The 19,278-nt window shown below is 71.9% G+C and carries 18 protein-coding genes; 9 read left to right on the forward strand and 9 right to left on the reverse strand.

The features are described 5' to 3' along the window. Positions 1-15: 15 nt before the first annotated feature. The 9 genes from ACZ58X_RS26895 to ACZ58X_RS26935 all read left to right on the forward strand — a co-directional run bounded on the left by ACZ58X_RS26895 (position 16) and on the right by ACZ58X_RS26935 (position 9,517). Positions 16-729 (forward strand): class I SAM-dependent methyltransferase, encoded by a 714-nt coding sequence (locus ACZ58X_RS26895; RefSeq protein ID WP_019548571.1) that lies wholly within the window; start codon positions 16-18, stop codon positions 727-729. Between the two features lie 295 nt (positions 730-1,024). Beyond that, on the forward strand, positions 1,025-2,425 hold the full coding sequence (locus ACZ58X_RS26900; protein WP_019548572.1) for an NAD(P)-binding domain-containing protein: 1,401 nt from the start codon (positions 1,025-1,027) through the stop codon (positions 2,423-2,425). Continuing rightward, complete coding sequence (locus ACZ58X_RS26905) at positions 2,422-3,660, forward strand: MFS transporter (RefSeq protein ID WP_019548573.1); 1,239 nt, start codon at positions 2,422-2,424, stop codon at positions 3,658-3,660. Before ACZ58X_RS26900 ends, ACZ58X_RS26905 begins: the two co-directional genes overlap by 4 nt. Before the next feature lie 415 nt (positions 3,661-4,075). Beyond that, positions 4,076-5,077: a DUF6884 domain-containing protein gene (locus ACZ58X_RS26910; RefSeq protein ID WP_470336147.1), complete on the forward strand. Its 1,002-nt coding sequence runs from the start codon at positions 4,076-4,078 to the stop codon at positions 5,075-5,077. Positions 5,078-5,183: 106 nt separating this feature from the next. Continuing rightward, the gene (locus ACZ58X_RS26915) at positions 5,184-6,410 is read left to right on the forward strand and encodes a hypothetical protein (protein WP_470336148.1); all 1,227 of its coding nucleotides are present in this window, start codon (positions 5,184-5,186) and stop codon (positions 6,408-6,410) included. 54 nt (positions 6,411-6,464) lie between these two features. Then, positions 6,465-6,713, forward strand: a complete 249-nt coding sequence (locus ACZ58X_RS26920; RefSeq protein WP_470336149.1) for a hypothetical protein — start codon at positions 6,465-6,467, stop codon at positions 6,711-6,713. Further along, a complete protein-coding gene (locus ACZ58X_RS26925; RefSeq protein WP_470336150.1) occupies positions 6,710-7,273 on the forward strand; it encodes a hypothetical protein in 564 nt (187 codons plus the stop codon). The genes ACZ58X_RS26920 and ACZ58X_RS26925 overlap by 4 nt, the downstream gene beginning before the upstream one ends. A gap of 244 nt (positions 7,274-7,517) precedes the next feature. Then, positions 7,518-8,366 (forward strand): hypothetical protein, encoded by an 849-nt coding sequence (locus tag ACZ58X_RS26930; protein ID WP_470336151.1) that lies wholly within the window; start codon positions 7,518-7,520, stop codon positions 8,364-8,366. Further along, a complete protein-coding gene (locus ACZ58X_RS26935; protein WP_470336152.1) occupies positions 8,366-9,517 on the forward strand; it encodes a recombination directionality factor in 1,152 nt (383 codons plus the stop codon). Before ACZ58X_RS26930 ends, ACZ58X_RS26935 begins: the two co-directional genes overlap by 1 nt. Before the next feature lie 291 nt (positions 9,518-9,808). On the opposite strand, the gene ACZ58X_RS26940 is transcribed toward ACZ58X_RS26935, so the two are convergent. The 9 genes from ACZ58X_RS26940 to ACZ58X_RS26980 all read right to left on the reverse strand — a co-directional run bounded on the left by ACZ58X_RS26940 (position 9,809) and on the right by ACZ58X_RS26980 (position 19,187). Next, positions 9,809-10,366, reverse strand: a complete 558-nt coding sequence (locus tag ACZ58X_RS26940; RefSeq protein ID WP_470336153.1) for a P-loop nucleotide/nucleoside kinase family protein — start codon at positions 10,364-10,366, stop codon at positions 9,809-9,811. Positions 10,367-10,445: 79 nt separating this feature from the next. After that, positions 10,446-11,213: a hypothetical protein gene (locus ACZ58X_RS26945; RefSeq protein WP_470336154.1), complete on the reverse strand. Its 768-nt coding sequence runs from the start codon at positions 11,211-11,213 to the stop codon at positions 10,446-10,448. Between the two features lie 33 nt (positions 11,214-11,246). Further along, positions 11,247-12,047 (reverse strand): class I SAM-dependent methyltransferase, encoded by an 801-nt coding sequence (locus ACZ58X_RS26950; RefSeq protein ID WP_470336155.1) that lies wholly within the window; start codon positions 12,045-12,047, stop codon positions 11,247-11,249. A gap of 44 nt (positions 12,048-12,091) precedes the next feature. Next, a complete protein-coding gene (locus ACZ58X_RS26955; RefSeq protein WP_470336156.1) occupies positions 12,092-12,940 on the reverse strand; it encodes a phytanoyl-CoA dioxygenase family protein in 849 nt (282 codons plus the stop codon). After that, entirely contained in the window at positions 12,937-15,096 is a 2,160-nt protein-coding gene (locus ACZ58X_RS26960; RefSeq protein ID WP_470336157.1) for a phosphoketolase family protein, read from the reverse strand. The genes ACZ58X_RS26955 and ACZ58X_RS26960 overlap by 4 nt, the downstream gene beginning before the upstream one ends. Then, positions 15,093-16,256, reverse strand: coding sequence for a nucleotidyl cyclase domain-containing protein (locus ACZ58X_RS26965; protein WP_470336158.1), 1,164 nt, complete (start codon positions 16,254-16,256; stop codon positions 15,093-15,095). Before ACZ58X_RS26965 ends, ACZ58X_RS26960 begins: the two co-directional genes overlap by 4 nt. Continuing rightward, positions 16,256-16,963: an HAD family hydrolase gene (locus tag ACZ58X_RS26970; protein ID WP_470336159.1), complete on the reverse strand. Its 708-nt coding sequence runs from the start codon at positions 16,961-16,963 to the stop codon at positions 16,256-16,258. The genes ACZ58X_RS26965 and ACZ58X_RS26970 overlap by 1 nt, the downstream gene beginning before the upstream one ends. Beyond that, a complete protein-coding gene (locus ACZ58X_RS26975; protein WP_470336160.1) occupies positions 16,960-18,099 on the reverse strand; it encodes an enolase C-terminal domain-like protein in 1,140 nt (379 codons plus the stop codon). Before ACZ58X_RS26975 ends, ACZ58X_RS26970 begins: the two co-directional genes overlap by 4 nt. Positions 18,100-18,122: 23 nt before the next feature. Continuing rightward, positions 18,123-19,187 (reverse strand): radical SAM family protein, encoded by a 1,065-nt coding sequence (locus ACZ58X_RS26980; RefSeq protein ID WP_470336161.1) that lies wholly within the window; start codon positions 19,185-19,187, stop codon positions 18,123-18,125. Positions 19,188-19,278 lie beyond the last annotated feature (91 nt).

Raw genomic sequence — 19,278 nt, forward strand, 5'->3', positions numbered from 1 at the left:
CATGGGGGTCGTGTCATGCTGATGAACCGGATCGAGAAGGCGGCGGTCAACAATCCCGCCCGCCGGGCCCTGCAACGCTTCTACGAGGTCCCGGCCCTGCTCAAGCTGGCCGGCGGGCCGCTCGCGCCCGGAGCGAGGGCGGTGGAGGTCGGCTGCGGCTCCGGGTACGGGACACGGATGATCCTCGACCGCTTCGGCGCCGCGAAGGTCGACGCCCTCGACCTGGACCCGGGCATGGTGGCCAAGGCGAGGCGCCGCCTGTCCGACCGGCCGGGGCGGGTGCGCCTCGAGGTGGGGGACGCCACCGACCTGAAGGCGGCCTTCGGCGCCGAGGGCGGCACGTACGACGCGGCGTTCGACTTCGCGATCATCCACCACATCCCAGACTGGCGATCCGCCGTCGCCGAGATCGCCCGCGTCCTGAAGCCGGGCGGGGTCTTCGTCTTCGACGAGGTCACCGCACATGCCCTGGCCCGCCCCACCTACCGCAGACTCTTCGACCATCCTGAGCACGACAGGTTCACCGCCAGGGAGTTCCTGGCCGAGCTGCCGCGCCACGGCCTGGCGGCCACGGGCGCCTTCACCCGCATCAGCGGCGACTACCTGCTCGGCACCGCCCGAAAGCGGGCAGCGAACCGGGCCCGACCGCGACCGTGCCCGGCTCGTGCACCGTCCGGGGTGCGCGAGCCGGGCACGGTTGCGGTCAGGCCCAGCTGGAACCGGCCGTAGCGGTTCGCATGCGTCCGGACCGGAGGGGCCAGCGGGTCCACCTCGGTGAGTTTCTCGCAGCCCAGGACCTACCACCTCGGCATCATGTCGACCACTGGCCGCAGTGGGCACCCCGCGGTGCAGCAGCCCGTCCGCGGGTGTCGACAACGCCGGACCGACCGCCACCGGCGACCTGCTTCACAGCGCTCGAACACCACCCAGTTTCGATGATTGTCTATGTTGACGCTCATCAATGCAGGTGTCATGCTGGGCCGCGCAAGCCATCGACAGATGTCGAACCACGCAAGGAGCCGCCGTGAACGCGCCCGCCACCACCGAGCTGCCCGTCATCGTGATCGGGGCCGGACCCGCCGGCCTGGCCGCCGCCGCCCACCTGCTCGACCAGGGCATCGAACCCCTGGTCCTGGAAGCCGGTCAGAAGGCTGGTGCCGCGGTGCGCGAGTGGGCGCACGTGCGCCTGTTCTCCACCTGGGGCGAGGTCGTCGACCCGGCCGCCGAGAAGCTCCTCGCGCCCACCGGCTGGACACGGCCCGACCCGGACACCTACCCCTCCGGCGGCGACTGGGCCGAGCAGTACCTGCAGCCGCTCGCCGACGTCCTCGGCGACCGCGTCCGCACCGGTGCGACGGTCACCGGCGTCTCCCGCGCCGGCCGCGACCGCATCGTCGACGCCGACCGTGACCAGCAGCCGTTCGTCGTGCACTTCACCCACGCCGACGGCCGTGAGGAGCGCGTCTTCGCGCGCTCTGTCATCGACGCCTCCGGCACCTGGTCCACGCCCAGCCCGGTCGGCGGCAGCGGTCTCGCGGCCCTCGGCGAGCGTGCGGCGGCCGACCGGATCACCTACCGCGTGCCGGACCTGAAGGACCCCGCCGTCCGCGCCCGGTACGCGGGCAGACGCACAGCCGTGATCGGCTCCGGCGCCTCCGCGTTCACCGCCCTCGCCTACCTGGCCGACCTCGCCAAGACCGAGGACGGCGCGGGCACGAAGGGCGTATGGATCCTCCGCCGGGGCATCTCCGGCTCCACCTTCGGCGGCGGCGAAGCCGACCAGCTCCCCGCCCGCGGCGCCCTAGGCCTGGCAGCGAAGGCAGCCGTCGACGAGGGCCATGCGAACGCCGTGACTGGCTTCCGCACCGAAGCGGTCGAGCGCGACACCGACGGCCGCTTGGTCCTGGTCGGCGAGGACGGACGCCGCCTGGACGCGGTCGACGAGGTAATCGTGCTGACCGGATTCCGCCCCGACCTGTCCTTCCTCGACGAGCTGCGCCTGGGCCTCGACGAGCGCCTCCAAGCACCGGTCGAGCTGGCGCCGCTGATCGACCCCAACCAGCACTCCTGCGGCACCGTCTACCCGCACGGCCACCGCGAGCTCTCCCACCCCGAACCGGGGGTGTACCTGGTCGGGATGAAGTCCTACGGCCGCGCCCCGACGTTCCTGGCGATGACCGGCTACGAGCAGGTCCGCTCGGTGGCCGCAGCGATCGCCGGCGACCTCGAGTCCGCGGACCGCGTGGAACTCACCCTCCCCGAGACCGGAGTCTGCGGCGGCGCCGGCCTGTTCGACGCCCCCGACGCCGCTGAGGCCGACGGCGGCTGCTGCGCGCCGACGCCACAGCTCGTCCAGCTCGGCACCCCTGTCTCAGTCGGGGCCTTTGCTGAGGAGAGTCCGGCGGGCGGCTGCTGCGGCTCGTGACAGACCTGGGCACTCCTGCGCGCGGGGCCGCGACCGGAACGGGGGACCGGTCGCGACCCCGCGCCGCCCTTCCCGCCCTCTGCGCCACGCAGATCGTGAGCTGGGGCATCATCTACTACGCCTTCCCCGTCCTCAACCCCCGGATCAACGCCGCGACCGGCTGGCCGGCCGGGGCGACCACCGCGGCGTTCTCGCTGGGCCTCGTCGTCTCCGCCCTCGCCGGAATCGGAGTCGGCCGCATCCTCGACCAGCGCGGCCCACGCACCGTCATGACCGCCGGATCCGTACTCGGCGTGGTCAGCCTGCTGATCGTGGCCGCGGCTGCCAACTTGCCGGTCTTCTTCACCGGTTGGACGCTCGCCGGGCTCGCAATGGCGGCCACCTTCTATCAGCCGGCGTTCGCCGCGCTCACCCGGTGGTGGGCCCCTGATCACGTGCGCGCCCTGACCATCGTCACCCTCGCCGGCGGGCTCGCTTCCACCGTCTTCGCACCCCTCACCGCGGCGCTCGCCGACCATCTGTCCTGGCGCCACACCTACCTCGTGCTCGCCGTGGTCCTCGCCGCCGTCACCATCCCGGCCCACGCACTGGCCCTGCGCGCACCCTGGCCCGACGCCTCAACAAGCCCTGCCCACCAGGCCGCCGACGCTGCCGATGTTGCGCGCAGCCGTCCGTTCATGCTGCTCGCAGCCACCTTCACCCTGTCGGCCTTTGCGATGTACGCCGTCGTCGTGGCTCTCGTCCCGCTCCTCCTGGAACGCGGGTACACCACCAGCCAGGCCGCCTGGGCCCTCGGCATCGGCGGCGCCGGACAGACCCTCGGCCGCACCCTGTACGCCACCCTCGCCCGCCGCACCAGCACCACGGCCCGCACCACGAGCCTCATCGCTCTCGGCGCTCTGACCACGGCCGCGTTCACCGCCGCCCCTGGCCCGTACGGCCTCCTCATCGCCGTTTCGGTCGTAGCCGGCATGGTGCGCGGCAACCTCACCCTTCTCCAGGCCACCGCCATCACGGACCGTTGGGGCACTACCCACTACGGCCGACTTTCCGGACTCCTGGCCGCACCCGCCCACACAGCAGCAGCACTCGCACCGTTTGCCGGCGCCGCCCTCGCCGTACCCCTCGGCGGCTACGGACCGCTCTTCTTCCTCCTGGCCGCCGTTTCCGTGGCAGCCGCGCTCCTCGCACCGTGGACATCCACCGACGCCATACGCCATTGCCCCAGGCAGTGACAACCGCGAAATCCCCTGCAGGCACAGGCGAACCCGCCCTCATTCCGATCTTCAACCCGGGGGCGACGCGCGGGTTCAACGGTTGAGCCCTCCAGGAATCCGCCAACCCGCGCGCTTCCGACCGTGCTGCGGCCAAGGTCCGCCGAGACGAGACAGGGCACGCGGCAGTCGAGCGTCGCCTCGTCGCGCTCGGGGCAACCGCCCGCCGAGCCGAGGAGGACGGTGCTCGCTGGCTCTCTCGGGCGCTCGAGGAAGTCGGGGCGACGACGCTGCGCCACGGCGGCTGCCACAAGTACGCCCGAACCATCGGCCCGCACCGCACCCGGCTCCGACTGACCGGCCCCACCTACCCCGCCCCCCGATACGGGGCGGCGCCTCTCCCACCGTTTATCGAGCGAAACGAAGGAACCATCAGATGAGTCACGGGCTCAGCCCCACCGGGGCCAAAATCCTCAACACCAACGACCACGGTGTCGTCGCCGGGCACGCCGCTGCGCTCGCCAAGCTGGAGGCCGACGGTCTGATCGCCCCACACGACGGCGATGGCGGCACCCACCGGATGACCGACGACGGATGGGCGGCCCTGGACGCCTGGCGGCAGGCGAACCCGGGGCGCAGCCCGCTACCCGAGCTCCCGGGCGTCCTGCCGAAGCTGCCCGCCCGTCAGCACGACGCGGTGCTCACCGCCGCGCGGCGCCCAGACCAGAACGTCCCCGGCCGCGACGACCCGGCCTACCGGGCAGGGGAGACCTGGTTCCGCGGCTCCACCCTGCGGAAGATCGCCGCGATCGGCTACGCCGCCATCCGGCCCGAGCCGTACGACCATGGCCCGGCGACATGGGAGGAAACGGGCCGCTCTCTCTACCTCACGGAGGCCGGCCGGGAGTACGCCCGGCAGCGGGGGAAAATCGACGTTCACCGGCGGCGCGTCGTCGTCATCGCCTGCGGGGAGAAGAAGTTGCCGGACCCCGGCGTCAACGAGCACGGAAACTCGCTCCCTGGCTACCCCGCCGGCGAGCTCTACATCGGCGACTACCACCGGTCCCTGCGCGGGGCAGCGGACACCCTGACCGACCAGAAGTTGATCTTTATCGCCTCCGCGCTCCACGGTCTCGTCCCGCTCGACCGGCTTCTGCGCCCCTACGATGTCACCCTCCGGGACGAGAGGGCCATCACGCCGGACAAGGTCGGACGGCAAGCGGCGCGCCTCGGCCTCGACGACGCGGACATCGTCTTCCTTGGCGGTCAGGACTACGCCGCGCTGCTGCTTCCGTTCGTTCCGCACCTGTACGCGCCGCTGGCCGGCGGCATGGGTGACCAGCGGGGCCAGTGTGCGCAAGCTCGCGAGGACGCCGACGTGCGCGAGGCTTGGTGGAAGGAGGCGGCTGCGCTCCACGACGAGCACGCCGCCCGCTGAACCGGACTGTGGGTTCACTACCCCTTGTGGTAAACTAGTTAATGTCGAAACAGGGAGGGCAAACCCTGGGTCGGCCGCCACAGCCCACCACTTCCAGGGAGAACCCGTGCCTCCGCACGTTGACTTCCGCATCCCTGCGGATCGCCCCGTCATCGCCAACGTCGGCATGGGCGTCGACAGCTCCGCCATCGTCGCCCGCTGGCTCCTGGAACCGCAGACCCGCGGGTTCGGACTCGATCAGCTCACCATCCTCATCGCCAGCGTCGGAGAGGAGTACCAGCACACCAAGGACGCCATGGAGCAGGCACTCTTTCCTCTCGTCGCCAAGCACCGCGTACGGACGGTACAGATCGCGAGAGCCGGTCAGGCGGCGGCCGACGGCTACGTCGTCCTCGACGACACACGTACCCCCGCCCGGCTCGTCACCGACGTCCCCGTGACCCTGGGCGAGCGCATGCTGGGCGCCAGCACGGTGCCCCAGGTCAGCTCGACCCGCCGTTCCTGCAGTGACTGGATCAAGCACTTCGCGCTGGACTCCTGGCTGTCCGCCAACGTGGGGCACGCGCCCTTCGTGCACTGCATCGGCTACAACGCCGACGAGACCAAGCGGGCCGAGCGCGACCTGAGCCACAACAAGGGGCACCGGCTCCCGGATTTCCCGCTCATCAGGTGGAACTGGGGCCGTGACGCGGCCTCCGCGTACCTACGCACCCACCTGGGGAGGGAGTTCGGTCGCTCGTGCTGCTTCTTCTGTCCCTTCCAAAACGGAAAACACGGTCGCGAAGCCCTCGTTGCGAACTGGCGAGCCGAACCCGAGGCAGCCCTCCGATCCCTGCTGATCGAGCACAACGCCCTCGTAATGAACCCCAAGGCAAGACTCTTCGGCCGTCACGCCGCCTACGAAGTCGTACGAGACGCGGGCCTTCACCACCTGCTCGAACGCCATCACGACCGGATCGAACGCGCCGACTGGAGCGTGTACGAGGTTCGCCGCATCTTCCACGCCCGCGACGGCGACCCCCGGCTCAAGGGCCACGCCTACCGAAGCGTCCTGCCGCTGGAGACCGGCTCACGCGCGGCGATGAGCGCCGTCCTCTCCAGCCTCGCCGCCGGGCACGACGCCCCCGTCACCGTCGACGAGCACGGCATCACCCGCGCCCACCTGCGCACGGTCGGCCCGTCGTACCCCACCGCTGAACACTTCCTCGCCGTCGGACCCGCTCTCGCCCCGGCCAAGGCCAGGGACAACTTCGACGACGTCTACGCCGAGATCACCGGCGGCGAGACCTCCCTCGCCGCTCGACACGCGCGGCCCGTTCCGGCCGCCGCCTGAGTCCCTGGGGCAGCCGGCCAGCCCGATGCCCCCCGTTGAAAGCGAACCTGCCCGATGCCCCATCACACCGCCCCACTCCGGGCCCACCACTCCGACCCGGACAACACCGTCTGCCCACCCGACCACCGCTACACGACCAGCGGCAAACCGCTCACGCCCGGCTGCCCCGGGCGGGCCTACCACGAGGCGACATGCAGCTGCGGCAGCTTCACCTGCCGCGCTGGGTCGAAGTCGTACGTCAACGAGGAACGCAAGCGCCACCTCCTCACCCACCGCACCGACGACACCGGGAACCGCCGATGACCTCCCCTCTTGGACGCGGCGCCGACGCCGCCCTTCCGCCTCCCGACTCCCCCGCCTACTGGGACCTCGTAGCCCGCGCGGCCACCGGCTTCGTCAAGGCCACCCGAGAAGGGCTGATCAACAGAGAGGCGATCGGGATCGTCATCGCACTCCAGCAGCGCTACCCCCACGGGACGCTCGATCTGGCCACCGTCCTCGTGGCTGGAGTCCAGGAGCGGTGCCTTCCTGAACAGCTGACCGATGACGGCATCCCCGATCTGAATCTGCTCGCGCCGAACCGGGTCGACGCCGTCACCGTGCTGGAGGCCACCTCCAAGGCGAACGCCTTCTTCGGCCGGGGGCCGGCGACGGCCGCCGACATCGAACACACCCAGCAGCAGGTACGCGTTCATGGAGAGGTTCGCGCGCAGGTCACGGCCGCATGGCGAACCGCCGCGGCGTCACCACCCTCGTCCAGGCGCTCCGCCATCCGCTTGGCGCTGTCCGACCTGGAGCGCGACGCCCGCGCCACAGCGGCAGCGCTCAGCCTGGCCGTCGCGGCCGCGCTGAAGGTTCTTTGAGTCAGCCCCTGCCGTCGCGAACCCCACCTCACCAGGGCAAATGTCGCTGAATGGAGCCGGGGAGGGCTTGACCACCCCTCCCTGGTTAGGTAGACTAGTTAATGTCGAAACAGGGAGGGCAAACCCTGAGTCGGCCGCCACAACCACAGCGACAAGGACATCACGTGACCATGCGCCTTGCGGTCGAAGCCGGAGCCTCTCCGGCGCGACCAACTGCCGCCCCCACGCCACCGAGGGCGGCCCCATGACCAATCCGCAACAGGCCAGAGCCACCGACCAGGGACGGTACTACGAAGACCCCCAAGGCGGCCCGGACCTCATCTCGGTGACGAACGTGCTCGACCACTCGGTCGGCAAACCGATCCTCATCCCCTGGGCCTCCAAAGTCGTGGCCAACTACGTGCTCGGCAACCTGCCCCGGGTCGTCTCCCAGGCCCGCAAGGACCCCGAAGGCATCCTGAAGGAGATCAAACAGCAGCCGGCACTCATGCGTGACGCGGCGGCGGACCGCGGCTCCAGAGTCCACAACCGCGCCGAGGCCCACCTCCTACGCGCCCCGGTGCCGGACGAGGAAGACCCAGAAGTCACGCCCTACTTCAACCAGTTCCTGAAGTTCCTCGATGTCTGGGGAATCAATCCCGATCGGGACCTTGAGGCCGCCGAAGCTACCGTCGCGCACCGGGGGCTGGGCTACGCCGGGACCATGGACATGCTCCTGCACCTGCCCACCGGAGCGACGCGGAAGCGCCGACGGCAGCTCTGGCTCATCGACATCAAGACGAGCGAGACACAGGCGTCCACCACCGTGTGGCCCGAGTACGACATGCAGCTGGCGGCCTACCGGTACGCGCCGGTGATCTGGGCGCCCGACGGCACGGACATCCCGATGCCCAAGGTCGCCGGAGCCGCGATCCTCAACCTCCGCCGCCGTCGCGTCAACCTCGTCCCGATGCAGGCGAACCGGGCGTCCTTCGCCGCATTCCGCTCAGCTCTGACCGTGGCCAAGCACCTCCAGCACATCGACAAGACCAAGTTCATCCCGCTCACCCCACCCACCGACCTCGACCCCACGGCCCTGAGGAGGGCAGCCTGATGGCCGGACGACTCCTGAACCTCCAGCGGCAGGCCGCCGAACTCGGACGCCTTCGCACCGGCTGGAGCGTGCCCACCGACAAGGGCCGGAACCGACCCGTCAAGTCCGAGACCTGGATCGTCTCCAGCCACGACCGCTCACGAGTCGATGCCGCCGCCGAGATGTGGGGCGGCAAGGTCGAACGTTGGAGCCCGCAGGGCAACCACCCCGACCAGTGGAGGGTCATCACCGAGGCGACCACCATCGAAGCCCTCTTCCCGCCCGGTGACCCGCTGTCCCAGTACAACGAGATGTGGACGGGCGGCGGCTGCGCACGCCGCTGCGACGGCATCACCGAGAAGCTGTCCAAGAAGCCCTGCATCTGCCTCGACCGGCATGGAGAGAACTGGTACCTGCTCGGCCCCCAGCAGGTGTGCCGGGCGACCAGCAGGATCAAGGTCTTCCTTCCCGACCTGCCGGGGATCGGCGTCTGGAGAGCAGAGACGCACGGGTTCTACGCGGCCAACGAGTGGCCGGGCGTCGTCGACATGGTCCTCTCCGGCACTGGCGGTCGCGGCGTCATCCCCGTCGGCATGCGAATCGAGCAGCGTCAGCGCATCGCCGAGGGCAAGACCAAGAAGTTCCCCGTCGTAGTCGTGGAGGTCAGGGCCACCGCACGCCAGGCACTCACCGGCACCATCCCCGGCGCCGAACTCAGCCCCGTCCCGCCTGCCCACCTCGCGCTCGAAGGAACCACCCGCGACTACGCGGCCGAGGCCCGAAAGGCAGCCACGGCAGACGCAGCGCTGAAGATCTACCGGGAGGCGGAAGCAGCCGGTGACATGACCGACGAGCTCAAGGCCGAGTTGGTCGCCATCGGCAGCGCGAAGCGCGCCGCCGAGGCCAAGGCAGCGAGCTCCATGAAGACCGGAAGGAAGAACATGAACGCGGCGAACGCCGCCGAAGAGGAGCCGATCGACGCCGAGATCGTCGAGGACGACGACCCGGAAGCGATCTGGTTCGAGATCGTCAGCGAGGCCGGGGAACGCGGCTGGAGCGCCGACCAGCTCGCTGGGCAGTTCGCCGCGCGAAACGGTGGGATCGCCCCCGACTCGGCAGAAGCCCCCCGGCTCCGTCGCTTCCTCGCCGACCTGCGCGAGGCCGCCGCCTGAGCGTAGCGGCCGGTGCTGAGCAGCCGGCACCGGCTGGAGGCGCCGTCCGCCCTCCGCCGCTCGCTATAGTTACTCCTACGAATCTCCTTGTGGGTGACCTCGCTCTTCGAGTTTGAGGAACCCTGCGAGGTGGTTTGTGGTGAGGGGCCAGACGATTTTGCCCAAGCCGGTCCTCCGAGGCCGGTACGGATCTTCGGATCCGTGTCGTCTGGCCCCGACTCATTTTCTGGGTGAGGCCGACAGGGGTGGCTACGCGAGAACATCCGAATCCGCTGCTGGCACCCCTTCGTGCTACGGCCGCAGCACGAATCTCTGGATCTTTGCCATGCCTGGTGTGTAGCCGTCGGAGGTGTCTACCAGCAGCGTCGGGGCGGACAGGCTGATGGGGACGAACCCATCAGGGTCGTACACTCCAGCCTCCATGTCGGCGAGCAGGGCCTTGTCGCCGTGGGCGCCCCGGTGGCTGTCGGTGCGGGCGCGGTCGGTGATGCGTCGGGCGATGGTGGACGCGGGCGTGGTGCACCGGATGATCCGGAGGTCGGCGATTTCCGTGAGCGGCTCCAGCCCGGGGCGCCAGAGGCGGTCCTGGAAAGCGGCCTCGGCGACGACGGTCGCGCCAGCCCGTAGGAGGACGGTGATCGTCGCGAAGAACGCTTCCAGGGCCGGGATATTGAGTGGATCGTCGCCGTCGGGGTCGTGACCGGGATGGTTCATGACCATGCCCTGCTTGATCTCGTCACGCAGGATCGCGGGGCAGCCCAGGTGCCGGGCGAGTTCCCGGGCAAGGGTGGTCTTGCCGGTCGCTGGAGGGCCGCTGACGACGGCCAGGATCGGGGGTCGGATGGGCACGGGTGGACTCCCGGGTGGTGGTGGAGATGGCTGGTGCAGAGCACGTTGCCCCAGAGGCCCTCGGTCGCGCGAAGGAGCTCTAGCCTGCCACGGGGATGAGCGCGGTCCGGTCGGTGTTCGGGACCCAGCGGCGGTCCCGGGGTCCGTTGAATACGTCGCGGGGTAGGGGGACCGCCGCAGTGCTGAGCGTCTCGAAGACCTCCAGGAACAGGTCGTCCCCCTCCGGGGCGTTCTGGCTGGCCTTGGTGAACGCGGAGACCAGGGCCTGGACGTCGTCGCCGAACTGGGCCCGGTTCTCGTTGAACCAGGCTCCCGCCCACTGCGCCGCGTGGTCTTCCCGGCGCACGACCGCGATGGCGCTGACGTAGGGGTGGTCGTTGCGCAGGCTGCCGTTGCGGCCCGCGACCCCGTAGAAGTCGCCCAGTGCCCCGCTTTCCAGGACGGGTGCCTGGAGGGTGAGATCGCCGTACATCGCGGACAGGATCATGTGCGGGGAGTCGAACGGGATCGGCCGGCCGCCGGGGTTGTCGAGCACGATGACCAGCGGCCAGCCCCGGTCACGCAAGCCCTTGAGCTGGCTGGCGGCCTTCTTGATCTGCTTACGGATCGGCGCGAGCGCCTCGCTGAGCGAGCGGGACATCACCTGACCCGGGACGGCGTTCTCGAACATGCCGTACGTCTCGAACGCCTTCACCTCCGCGACGAGCGTGTGCTCGCCCGCGGTGATCAGGTAGTCGGGGTGGCGGCCGGTGCCGAACTCGGGCTCCACCTCGAAGGCGTAGCCCCGCTCCCGGAGGTATCGGGCGACGCGCGCTTCGGCTACGTCGCCGATCCTGGGTGCTGTCACGCGGGCAGTATGCCCGAGTCGGCCCTGGCCGGGTTAGGGCCTGGTGGCGATGATCGCCTCGGTGCGGATCACCTCGTCGAACCGCCCGGAAGGGGCGAAGGCGAGCAGCGCTGCGCGCAGGTCCTGCTCGAAGGCGTCCTTCTGCTCGCCGAGCTGGGCGGGGCTGGAGTACGACAGGCTGAACACCCAGCCGATGACCTCGTCCACGGTGCGGGTCAGGGTGTGGTCCCAGCGCGCGGTGTCGACCTGGGAGAACGGGGAGCGCGCGAGGACGTCCTGGTGGCGCTCCTTGGGGTGGGAGTAGGTGCCGGAGCCGGCGCGGCGCTCGGGTCCGAGGTAGCGGGTGCGGACCTCGTCGACGACGTGGCGCCAGTCGGCGGGCTCGAGGTCGCCGGGGGCGCCGCCGGAGGCGAGGACGATCGCTCCGCCCGGTTCGATGATCCGGTCGAGGTCCCGGGCGACCTGGTCGCGGTCCATCCAGTGGTAGGCCGCGCCCATGACGGTGAGCAGCACGGGCCCGATGTCCATCGCCGGGAGGGTGGTGGAGTCGCCCTCGCGCCAGTCGATGTTGGTGATGCCCTGTTCGGCGGCGAGGCGGCGGCCCTCTTCGAGCATGCCCTTCTCGGGGTCGACGGCGATGACCTCGCCGACGAGGGGTGCGAGGTCGAGGGCGATGATGCCGGGGCCGGCGCCGAGGTCGAGGACGCGCTGGGTGCCATCGAGGCCGAAGCGGTCGGCGAGCAGGGTGTAGAACTCGGGCGCGTAGCGGGGCCGGTGCGCGGCGTAGTACGGCGCGGTGGACGCGAACAGTTCGTCGGGCGTGTACGAGGTCACGGGTCCAGTCTCTCGCGGGGGTGCGGTCAGGGTCGGGCGTTCGGTCAACGAGCCGGAGCGGCGTTCAGGCGCTGCCACCAGTCGGCCAGGGGGCGGGAGCCGGATCCTTCGCGGGCGACGGAGCCGTCGGGGTGGCGGTCGCGGGCGCCGAGGAGCTGCCGTGCGACGTCGTCCAGGTCCGGCCGGTCGAGGAGGCCGGGGTCGGGGTCGTCGACGGCGTTGAGCCACCGGTAGCCGTACTGCATCATCACGGCGAGCCGGTCGTGGCCGGAGCGGTTGAGGCCGCCGGCGTGCCAGGTGCGGTTCTCGAAGAGGACCACGTCGTGGGGGCCGATGTCCGGGGTGATCGCGCCGGCCGGGTCGATGTCCCCCTCCGGGACGGTGACGGGCCCGGTGCGGGTGTGACTGCCGGGCACGAACATCGTGAGCCCGGCGTCCGGGCCCGGGTCGGTGAGGAAGTACGCCACCTTGATCGCCAGACGAGGCGTGCGATCGACACCGAGATCGGCCACGGTGGAGGACATGTCACGGTGCCAGCCGTGCCGGGACGGAACTCGGATGGTGCGCTGCTCGTCCGGCAGGGACGGCATGGAGATCAGGTTGCTCGACATCAGGTGGATGTTGGGGCTGAGCAGGCCGACGAGCGTGGGCAGTACGGCCGGGTTGGCCAGGAGCGGGAGGAAGGCGTCGTCCAGGGCGAGGACGCCGCGGAAGCCGTCCTTGCCGTCGACCGAGCGGTCCCGGCCCGTGGAGCGGTCGGTGGCCAGGAGCCGTACGGCGGCCTCGGCCGCGCGGTCGCGGACCTCGGGGGTGAGGGCGCCGCGCAGGATGAGGAGGCCGTCGCGGTCGAAGGCGGCCAGCTGCTCGGGGGCGGGTGCGAGCGGGGTGGTCATCGCGGCTCCTTGAGCATCGAGAGCGCCTGGGTGGTGAGCGCGGCGGCGGACATGCCGCAGTGCTCCAGCAGGTCGGCGGAGGGCAGAGGGCGGCCGGGGTCGCGGTAGCCGACCACGCGGACGCGAGCGGCTTCGCCGCGGCCGGCCAGCAGGGCTCGTACGGCCGGGGCCTGCGTGATGGTAGCCAGCAGCAGCGGGACACCGGGCGGGAACATGCGGGCGAAGTCGCCGTCGGACAGCGCGGCGGGCCAGATACCGGGAGCGCCGAGGGCGGTCAGGTCGTTGACGTGCACGTAGCGGATGCGGGCATCCGGGCGGGCGTCGGCGAGCCGTCCGGCCGCGCGGGACAGCTCGCGGGCCGCGACGTCCCCGGCGGAGGCCAGGACGATGTCCAGGCTTCCGGAGCCGGGGGTGCTCTGGTGCGGCCAGATTGCGGCGCCGACGGTCAGCTCCTCGCGGAAGGTGTCCGGGGGGAAGGTGAGCGTGTGGTGCTTGTCGGCGAGCAGGAAGTTCGCCCGGTCCCGGCCGGCGAGCATGACCGCGAGAACGGCGGCCGCGCGGGTGGCGTCGGCCGGGGTGTAGACGTGCACCGTGGGGTTCTCGGTCTCCAGCATCGCGGAGACGAGCCCCGGGTTCTGGTGGGTGTAGGTGTTGCGCCAGCCCAGCGAGGTGATCAGGTAGTTGATGTTCGCCAGCCCGCCCAGGCCGGTCGCGGTGCGGGCGCTGCGGTGCTTGAGGTGCTGGACGAGCAGGCTGGTGTTGACCGCGGCGAACGCCTCGTACGTGGCCAGCAGCGCGTCGCGGCCGGTCTCGGTGTAGCCCTGCAGCCAGGCGTGGCAGATCTCCTCGTTGAGGATCTCGCTCGCCCACGTCGGCATCCCGCCGTCGGGTCCGTCGGCCAGGTGCAGCCGGTTGGAGGCGGCCTCGTCCGGGCTGAACAGGCGGAAGGCGCCGGCGGCGGCGCGTTCGCGGATCACTGCGCTGAGCAGTGGCCACGCCTCCGTGCCGCGGACGGCGAGCGGGGCCACCGGCGGGGCCGGGCGGGGCCGGGGCGGCGGGTGCGGCAGTGCCTGCCGTACGGGGTCGGACGGCTGCCCACGGTCGGTGAACAGCGTGGCGGGCTCGTACGAGGCCAGCCAGGCGGCGAGCGCGTCGAACTCCTCCCGGTTGTGGGCGGGGTTCTTCAGCGGGGTCTTGTGGACGGCCGGGGTCCCGGCGATCCGGCGGCCGGCGACCTGCTCGGGCCCGGTCGCGCCCTTGGGCATGGTCAGGACGAGTACCGGCTGGGGGCGGGCGACCCCGAGCGGGCGGAGCCGGGCGAACACCTCGGCCAGGACCGTCCGGAAGCCGGCCGTGTCGGAGCCGTCGTGGAGGAACGGCTCGTACCCCAGGCCGGTGAAGTACGCGCGTAGCTCGTCCTCGTCGAGCCCGGCCAAGAGGGAGGGGCCGCCCATCCGCAGGCCGTTGGCCAGCACGACGGGCAGCACCGCGCCGTGCAGCCCCGAGCCGAGCAGCGCCCGCCGCGCGGTCCAGGCCGCCGCGGCGGCGCCGGTCTCCAGCTCCCCGTCGCCGAGCAGCGCGACCACCAGGCGGTGCGGGGCGTCCAGGACCATGCCCTGCGCGACGGCGAGCGCCGGCCCGAGCTGGCCGCCGGTGTAGCGCACGCCGGGGATGAGCGGGGTGATCTCCCCGCCGTAGGAGCGGGTGTGCGGGAAGCCCGCGGCCAGCGCGCGCAGGTCGGCCGCCGACCAGCCCGGTCCGCTGCCGGTCAGGGTGAGGGTCTTCGTCAGGTAGGCGTGGGCGAGCGCCGACGGGCCGGCGTGCCCGGCGCCGTGGACGACGAGGACCTCGCTGCCCGGGGGCCGCCATGCGGTGAGCGGCCCGAGGTGCGCAAGCATGAAGTTCACCGGCGGGCACACCCCCCAGTGTCCGCTCGGCGCCTCCTTCACGTCCTCCACCCGCAGCGGACGGGTGGGCAGCACGTTGTCGTTCAGGTACAGCTGCGCGGCGCACAGGTAGTTCAGCGCCCGCCACGCGGCCGTGACGGCCGTGTCCGGCACGCGCGCCGCGGCGTGGGCTGCGGCCTGGCTCCAGTCGGGGAAGTCTCCCGGGCCCGCCGCAACAGTGGGCCCGGGGGCCATGACGGTCTCGCTCACCGAGCCGTTCCTTTCCGCGCGGCGACCGCGTCCACGGCGGCGGTGAGCCGCCCGGCCCGGATCTCCGCGGTGCCGGCCTCGGTGACCAGGTGGAGGATCTGCGCCTGCTCGTGGGCGGGCACCGCCGCCCAGTCCAGCCCGGCCCGCTCCAGGGCGGCGGCCAGATCCTCGGGCACGCTGCGCGGGGTGCGGTCCCGCACGCCCTGCACCGTCAGCGGCACGCCGGTCACGCCGTCCGTGACGGCCGCGTACGGCACCGCGGCCTGCCCGCGCAGCGCGTACGCCACGACGGTCTTGGAACTGCCGGTGGGGAAGGTGACGCGCAGCTGGGCGCCGCGCTGGCCGACCGGTCCGCGGCAGGGCAGCAGCAGGAAGTCCCGGCCGCCGATCCGCTCCGGCCGGGCCACCACATGCGCGGTGTCGGAGGCGACCGGCAGCGGGAGCAGGACCATCGGGTCCGGGCCCGCCGGGTCGGGCTCGGGGAGCTGGGGCGGGCGGGTGACGGCGATGATGCCGCCCTGGCCGCCTCCGGCGCGCCGCGCCGCCTTGTGCGTGAACAGCGTCCGGTCCACCGTCGCGAGCAGGCTGTCGGTGAAGGCGTGCTTCCACCCCCTCTCCCGTTCGTTGGGCAGATCCCCGGCGGTGACGAACATCAGGCCGAAGGAGACCGTCACCGGCAGCGCGGCGCCGAGCCGGTCCCGCAGGATCCCGAGGGCCTGGTGGAACTGGGCGGCGTCGTCCACGACCGCGGCGAGGATCACCTCGTCGCCGCCGAACGTCGCCGCGCAGCCGGAGTCGAAGGGCTGCTCGCGGAACCACTCGCGGGTCGTGGCCCCTACGGTCGCCATGACCTCGTTGCCGGCCAGGTGCCCGTAGGAGGTCGGGTTGGTGGAGTTCGTGCGCTCTACGTGGTCCTTCAGCCCGTCGACGTCCCCGATCGCCAGCGCCACCAGCCGCCCCGCCTCCAGGGCGGCGGCCAGGCAGCGCGGGATGTGGCTGTGGAAGTCCGGGAAGGCGACCAGGCCGGTGACCGCGTCCTCACGGCTGCCCTCGCACCAGGTGCGCAGCGGCATCCGACTGGGGTCGAACAGCGGCACGGACGCGGTCAGCGGATCGTGGACAGGGGGTGTTGCCGGGCGGGACGTACGGGACGGCTCCATCAGCCGGCCACCTCCGATGTGATCGCCTCCGCCGCCGCCCGGGCGGGCAGCAACAGGAGGAGGGTGTTGAGGGAGTGCAGGCGAAGCGTGGGCGCGGCGGACATCAGCGGGCCGGTCGTGTGGTACCGGTCCACCCAGGCCGTGTGCCAGCCGACCGCCGCAGCCCCGCGGACGTCGGCGTTCACCGAGTCGCCGACGTGCAGCAGCTCCTGCGGTCGCAGCCCGCTGGCCTGCTGGACGGCCGCGAAGGCCTCCGGCTCCGGCTTGATCGCGCCGGTGCGCGCCGAGTAGAAGACGCCGTCCAGCAGCTTGCGGAACACGGCGGGTTCCTGCTCGGGAACCGAGGAGCCGAGCGCGTTGGTCATCGCGTACAGCGCGAAGCCCCGCGCGCGCAGCGCGGCCAGGGTGTCCGGCACCTCCGGGTACAGCTGCGGGTCCTCGGCCCGGCGCCGGGCCCGCTCCAGCACCTCGGTGAGCGCGCCGACGACCGCGGGCCGCCCGAAGTCGGCCGCGATCTCCTGGGCGAGGTCCTGCGGGGTGACCAGGCGCCGCTTGGCGCTCCTGCCCATGAAGGCACGGGCGTCCTCCAGGGAGATGCCGAGGACTTCGGCGACCTGGCCGGTCGTCGCCACCGGCTCCGGGCGCACCAGCGTGCCGCCCATGTCGAAGCAGACCGCCCGCACCTCGGACCACGTCCGGCCGCTCATGACCCGATCTCCCATGCCGGGAGCGGCGAGGAGGTGACCGGCAGCGGGGCGAGCCCGGCGCCGGGCCCGGACGGCAGCGTCCCCGCCTGCACCTCGGTGGGTTTGGTGAACACCTGCTGCCGCAGCGGCTCCAGCGTCAGGTGCCACTCCACCGCCGGGACCTTGTCCCGGCAGCACGCGCCGGCCAGCGCGAGCGCCGCCCACAGCCGGTCGCCGTGCGGGAACGTCGCCATGCCCAGGTCCGCGGCGACCTCGGTGGTGTGCAGGGAGCGGGCCAGCCCGCCCGACCAGCCCGGGTCGGTCTGCCACACGTCCACCGACCCGCCGGTCAGCAGCCGCATCTGCTCGTGCTCGTCGACCGCGTGCTCCCCGGCCGCCATCGGCACCCCGGCCCCGGCCGCCCGCACCCGGCCCCAGGCGAAGCCGCCCGGCTCCAGCAGCTCCTCGGCGAACGCGACCTCCAGGTCGGCCAGCACCGGCAGCAGGGCGAGCGCCTCGTCCAGCCGGCACCGGCGCAGTCCGTCGACCATGAACCGGCTCTCGCCCGCCGCCTCCCGCAGCGCCCCCAGTACCCGGGCGACGGCCCGCGGGCCCTGGCGCAGCAGCTCCTTGGTGAGAGGCCACTTCTGCCCCCAGAACCCCTGCCCGGCGATCCACTCCGCCGCCTTCACCGCCTCCGGCCGGGCCGGGTCCAGGCCGAGCGCGGACGCGTACACCGGCACCCGCTCCCGCACCGTGCCGCCCAGCAGCTCCGGCACCGACCGGCCCGAAGCCCGCGACGCCAGATCCCAGCAGGCCAGCTCGACCGCCGAGACGGCCTGCCGGGCGTGCGCCCCCTGCTGGTGCCGCCCGGTCCGCGGCCGGTAGCCGAGCTTGCGCGGCGCCGCCGCATCGTGCCCGACCAGCCCGTCGGCGAGCGAGTCCACGATCATCCGCGCCACGCCCTCCCCGACCGGCGCGTGCCAGCCCGAGACCCCGTCGCCGACCACCTCGATCGCGAACCGGGTCCGGTGCTCCGCCCACGACGGACCCGCCGGCGCGACCGCCACCGCGGCCACCGCATCCGGTAACCCCTCCGGCAGACCGGCCGGCTGCCCCGCCACCGGCCACACCCGCACCGCCCGCACCACCGTCACGGCCCCACCGTCCCGGCCGGCCATCAGATCCGCGCCCCGGTCAGCTGCTCCCCGGCGAAGGTGTACGCCCACGGCGAGCGGTAGTTCTGCCACCACTGCGGCCGCAGCCCCGTCTCCGCGAACAGCTCCTCGACCGCGCGGCGCATGGCCAGGTTCCACTCGATCGTGTCCGACCCCGGCGCGCGGTAGACGTCCATGAAGGGGTTGTGCGCCTGGAACGTCTGGAACCGCGGGAACGTCGTCGTCACCGGCACCAGCCGCTTCAGGTTCTCCACGGCCTCCTCGATCGGGTCCAGACCCACGATGTAGGTGAAGTCCGTGGTGATGCCCCGCTCCTTCGCCGCCCCGAGCGTGGCGACCATCTGGTCGACCGTCAGCGCGGCCTTGGACTGCTTGAGGATGTTCGCCCGGTTGGTGAAGCACTCCACCGTCAGCGTCAGGTGGAACGGTCCGAGCCCGGCGGCCCGGTCCAGGCCCGCCTCGCTGGTGAGCACCGACGACAGGAAGTGCAGCGTCCCCTCGCAGCCGGTGCTGCGCATCGCGGCGCGCACGCCCTCCAGGTGCTCCAGGGCGAGGTGCTCGTACAGGAAGCACCCGGTGCACACCGTGACGGTCTCGACCCCCGACAGGTCCGGCATCCCGGAGTTCGCCGCGAGGGTGGCGAAGTAGCCGGGCAGGTCGAGTTCGCGGATCGCCGGGTCCGACGCGCCCTCCAGGGTGTTCGGGCAGAACGTGCACCCGACGCACTGGGACCGCTGGTTGGAGTTCAGGGTGAGCATCTTGGTGCCGTTGCGCCAGTAGCCCAGCACGGCGTCATCGTCCTCGATGCCGGTGACCGCGCCGACCCGCTCACCGTGCAGCCTCAGCTCGCGCTCGTCGATCTCGAACGGCGAGTCCTCGCGGCCCAGCGAGAGGATCAGGTACGACGGGTCGGCCGGCCGCGAGTCCAGCGCCAGCTGGAACCGCATCCGCGGCTTGTCCAGCGGCGAACGCGCCCCGCAGCTGTTCAGCGCGATGAGCAGCACGTCCTCGGGGTTGATCTTCCACTCGCGGGCCACCTCTTCCAGGTGGCGCACGGATTCGAGCATCGGCTTCCCTCTCTCGCCTACGGAGCCGGGCACCGGAAGCCGGCGCCCTCGGAGTCGTGCGTCCCGGCTTCGCGGGGAGACTCTCCTCGCG

The sequence above is a fragment of the Kitasatospora sp. NPDC040550 genome, assembly GCF_055594965.1.

What these genes read in the sequence shown, in the direction of transcription:
- ACZ58X_RS26935 (WP_470336152.1), top strand. Translation starts at nt 8,366, where the DNA reads ATGGCCGGACGACTCCTGAACCTCCAGCGGCAGGCCGCCGAACTCGGA.
- ACZ58X_RS26965 (WP_470336158.1), bottom strand. Translation starts at nt 16,256, where the DNA reads ATGGAGCCGTCCCGTACGTCCCGCCCGGCAACACCCCCTGTCCACGAT.
- ACZ58X_RS26930 (WP_470336151.1), top strand. Translation starts at nt 7,518, where the DNA reads ATGACCAATCCGCAACAGGCCAGAGCCACCGACCAGGGACGGTACTAC.
- ACZ58X_RS26955 (WP_470336156.1), bottom strand. Translation starts at nt 12,940, where the DNA reads ATGACCACCCCGCTCGCACCCGCCCCCGAGCAGCTGGCCGCCTTCGAC.
- ACZ58X_RS26970 (WP_470336159.1), bottom strand. Translation starts at nt 16,963, where the DNA reads ATGAGCGGCCGGACGTGGTCCGAGGTGCGGGCGGTCTGCTTCGACATG.
- ACZ58X_RS26925 (WP_470336150.1), top strand. Translation starts at nt 6,710, where the DNA reads ATGACCTCCCCTCTTGGACGCGGCGCCGACGCCGCCCTTCCGCCTCCC.
- ACZ58X_RS26920 (WP_470336149.1), top strand. Translation starts at nt 6,465, where the DNA reads ATGCCCCATCACACCGCCCCACTCCGGGCCCACCACTCCGACCCGGAC.
- ACZ58X_RS26910 (WP_470336147.1), top strand. Translation starts at nt 4,076, where the DNA reads ATGAGTCACGGGCTCAGCCCCACCGGGGCCAAAATCCTCAACACCAAC.
- ACZ58X_RS26980 (WP_470336161.1), bottom strand. Translation starts at nt 19,187, where the DNA reads ATGCTCGAATCCGTGCGCCACCTGGAAGAGGTGGCCCGCGAGTGGAAG.
- ACZ58X_RS26895 (WP_019548571.1), top strand. Translation starts at nt 16, where the DNA reads ATGCTGATGAACCGGATCGAGAAGGCGGCGGTCAACAATCCCGCCCGC.